This is a genomic window from Novosphingobium mangrovisedimenti (assembly GCF_025153475.1).
Classification (GTDB): domain Bacteria; phylum Pseudomonadota; class Alphaproteobacteria; order Sphingomonadales; family Sphingomonadaceae; genus Novosphingobium; species Novosphingobium mangrovi_A.
Genome location: NZ_JANZXA010000035.1, coordinates 2,501 through 5,731 on the forward strand (window position 1 = coordinate 2,501; position 3,231 = coordinate 5,731).

A 3,231-nucleotide genomic window follows, 5' to 3' on the forward strand; every position below is an offset into this window, starting at 1 on the left:
ACGCTGTCACTCCCTAAAGGAGCTCCAACTGCTTGTAAGCATTCGGTTTCAGGTACTGTTTCACTCCCCTCATCGGGGTGCTTTTCACCTTTCCCTCACGGTACTGTGTTCGCTATCGGTCATGTACGAGTATTTAGGCTTGGAGGGTGGTCCCCCCATGTTCAGACAGGATTTCACGTGTCCCGCCCTACTCGAGTCCTTTGTCCTCATTTTCGCATACGGGGCTGTCACCCGCTATGGCCACTCTTTCCAAAGTGTTCTGCTAGTTTAGACAAAGGCACTGGCCTGGTCCGCGTTCGCTCGCCACTACTAACGGAATCTCGGTTGATGTCTTTTCCTCTGGTTACTTAGATGTTTCAGTTCACCAGGTTCGCTTCACCAAAGCTATATATTCACTAAGGTGATACCTTATCCACCTCACTCAGTTCCCGATCACTCGGAAGCCGAGAGAAATGGTGAAGGTGGGTTTCCCCATTCGGAAATCGCCGGATCAAAGTTTGCTCACAACTCCCCGACGCTTATCGCAGCGTGCCACGTCCTTCATCGCCTGTACATGCCAAGGCATCCACCAAATGCTCTTACCTCACGCTTGAGAATCCACACCATCAACGACAGCCCTGCATAAAGACTGCGTTGTCCTAGGTATGGACGATAAATCTCAGCCAGATTACTTGCATCTGTTGTGCCGCATCATGTGTACCCACTACGTCAGTGGATACGATGCGCCACGGCATCGATTAAAAAACCCATTCACAATGTCAAAGAACCGCGGGCAGATCCCGCATAACCGAAGCCCAAAATCTCTCTTGGGTCCGGAACCGTTTCGCTTCATCCCTGGAGTACATGCTTGATTGGCTGGTGGAGCCTATCGGGATCGAACCGATGACCCCCTGCTTGCAAAGCAGGTGCTCTCCCAGCTGAGCTAAGGCCCCGTCACCAAACGTGTCATCTCGTTCAAGCGCCCCGAACCCGAAGGGTTCGCAAGGCCGACCGGCCGCCGCGCCTTATGGCGCGAAAAGCCAAGAACGCGGATGCGTTCGGCGGCGACTGAGCACTCATCAAAGACTCCATTCCCGCCTCTTGCGGGAATGGTGGGCCTGAGAGGATTTGAACCTCTGACCTCACCCTTATCAGGGGTGCGCTCTAACCAACTGAGCTACAGGCCCACTTTCCGTGCCCTGCTGGCCAAAAGGGCCGCGGGCGGCGTGAGCCAGCTCAGGCGTACAGCACTCTTGCGAGTGCTATCTCCAGTGATGAAGGGACATGAGGACGACGGCATGTTCTTTGGAGAGGACGAAGCTCTTCCGATGTCCAGCACCGGCGCTTTCGGCCAAATCCTTAGAAAGGAGGTGATCCAGCCGCAGGTTCCCCTACGGCTACCTTGTTACGACTTCACCCCAGTCGCTGATCCCACCGTGGCTCGCTGCCCCCAAAAGGTTAGCGCACGATCTTCGGGTGAAACCAACTCCCATGGTGTGACGGGCGGTGTGTACAAGGCCTGGGAACGTATTCACCGCGGCATGCTGATCCGCGATTACTAGCGATTCCGCCTTCATGCTCTCGAGTTGCAGAGAACAATCCGAACTGAGACGGCTTTTGGAGATTAGCTCACACTCGCGTGCTCGCTGCCCACTGTCACCGCCATTGTAGCACGTGTGTAGCCCAGCGTGTAAGGGCCATGAGGACTTGACGTCATCCCCACCTTCCTCCGGCTTATCACCGGCAGTTTCCTTAGAGTGCCCAACTAAATGATGGCAACTAAGGACGAGGGTTGCGCTCGTTGCGGGACTTAACCCAACATCTCACGACACGAGCTGACGACAGCCATGCAGCACCTGTCACCGATCCAGCCGAACTGAAGAAAGGCATCTCTGCCAATCGCGATCGGGATGTCAAACGCTGGTAAGGTTCTGCGCGTTGCTTCGAATTAAACCACATGCTCCACCGCTTGTGCAGGCCCCCGTCAATTCCTTTGAGTTTTAATCTTGCGACCGTACTCCCCAGGCGGATAACTTAATGCGTTAGCTGCGCCACCCAAACTCCAAGAGCCCGGACAGCTAGTTATCATCGTTTACGGCGTGGACTACCAGGGTATCTAATCCTGTTTGCTCCCCACGCTTTCGCACCTCAGCGTCAATACTTGTCCAGTCAGTCGCCTTCGCCACTGGTGTTCTTCCGAATATCTACGAATTTCACCTCTACACTCGGAATTCCACTGACCTCTCCAAGATTCTAGCGACCTAGTTTCAAAGGCAGTTCCGGGGTTGAGCCCCGGGCTTTCACCTCTGACTTGAGCCGCCGCCTACGCGCGCTTTACGCCCAGTAATTCCGAACAACGCTAGCTCCCTCCGTATTACCGCGGCTGCTGGCACGGAGTTAGCCGGAGCTTATTCTCCCGGTACTGTCATTATCATCCCGGGTAAAAGAGCTTTACAACCCTAAGGCCTTCATCACTCACGCGGCATTGCTGGATCAGGGTTTCCCCCATTGTCCAATATTCCCCACTGCTGCCTCCCGTAGGAGTCTGGGCCGTGTCTCAGTCCCAGTGTGGCTGATCATCCTCTCAGACCAGCTAAGGATCGTCGCCTTGGTAGGCCATTACCCCACCAACTAGCTAATCCTACGCGGGCTCATCCCTCGGCGATAAATCTTTGGACCGAAGTCATCATCCGGTATTAGCACAAATTTCTCTGTGTTATTCCGAACCGAGGGGCAGATTCCCACGCGTTACGCACCCGTGCGCCACTAACCCCGAAGGGTTCGTTCGACTTGCATGTGTTAGGCATGCCGCCAGCGTTCGTTCTGAGCCAGGATCAAACTCTCAAGTTTGTGTCACGATACAAAAGCAACCAGCCTAAGCCAGCCAAGCTAATGCACCGAACTTCAGGAGCCGATACCTGCACTTGTCAAACGTAATGGATACGAAGGACATATAAGGCATCGACTTAAACAACCCGTACACGGAGCCTGAAGCTCCCCGGACGGGGCGCCGTCGCCCACATGTCCCTTCATCTAAAAACCAACAATGTCAAAGATCACACCAACACCTCAGCCCCAAGACAGGAACTGGCGGACAACCATCGTTCCCCGTCTCTTGCGACCCGGGGGACAAGCTGTCCGTCTATGTTGGCGACCGCCTCAGAACCGGTGAAAACCGGCGTGTTCCGCTGCGGTGAGAGGCCCTCTAAAACCCACCCCCGATTCGGTCAAACACTTTCTTCAAAAAAGTTT

2 tRNA genes and 2 rRNA genes (1 of these 4 running past the window's edge) are annotated in these 3,231 nt (G+C 54.7%); all 4 read right to left on the bottom strand.

Annotated features, from left to right (window positions below):
* A 23S ribosomal RNA gene (locus tag NZK81_RS21180) occupies nt 1-592 on the bottom strand; it reaches 2,200 nt to the left of the window's first position.
* Nucleotides 593-856: 264 nt separating this feature from the next.
* Nucleotides 857-932, bottom strand: a tRNA-Ala gene (locus NZK81_RS21185).
* A 157-nt stretch (nt 933-1,089) separates the two neighbouring features.
* Nucleotides 1,090-1,166 (bottom strand) — tRNA-Ile (locus NZK81_RS21190).
* Between the two features lie 176 nt (nt 1,167-1,342).
* Nucleotides 1,343-2,829 (bottom strand): 16S ribosomal RNA (locus NZK81_RS21195).
* Together the 16S and 23S rRNA genes with 2 tRNA genes alongside form the textbook arrangement of a ribosomal RNA operon.
* Nucleotides 2,830-3,231: the final 402 nt, after the last annotated feature.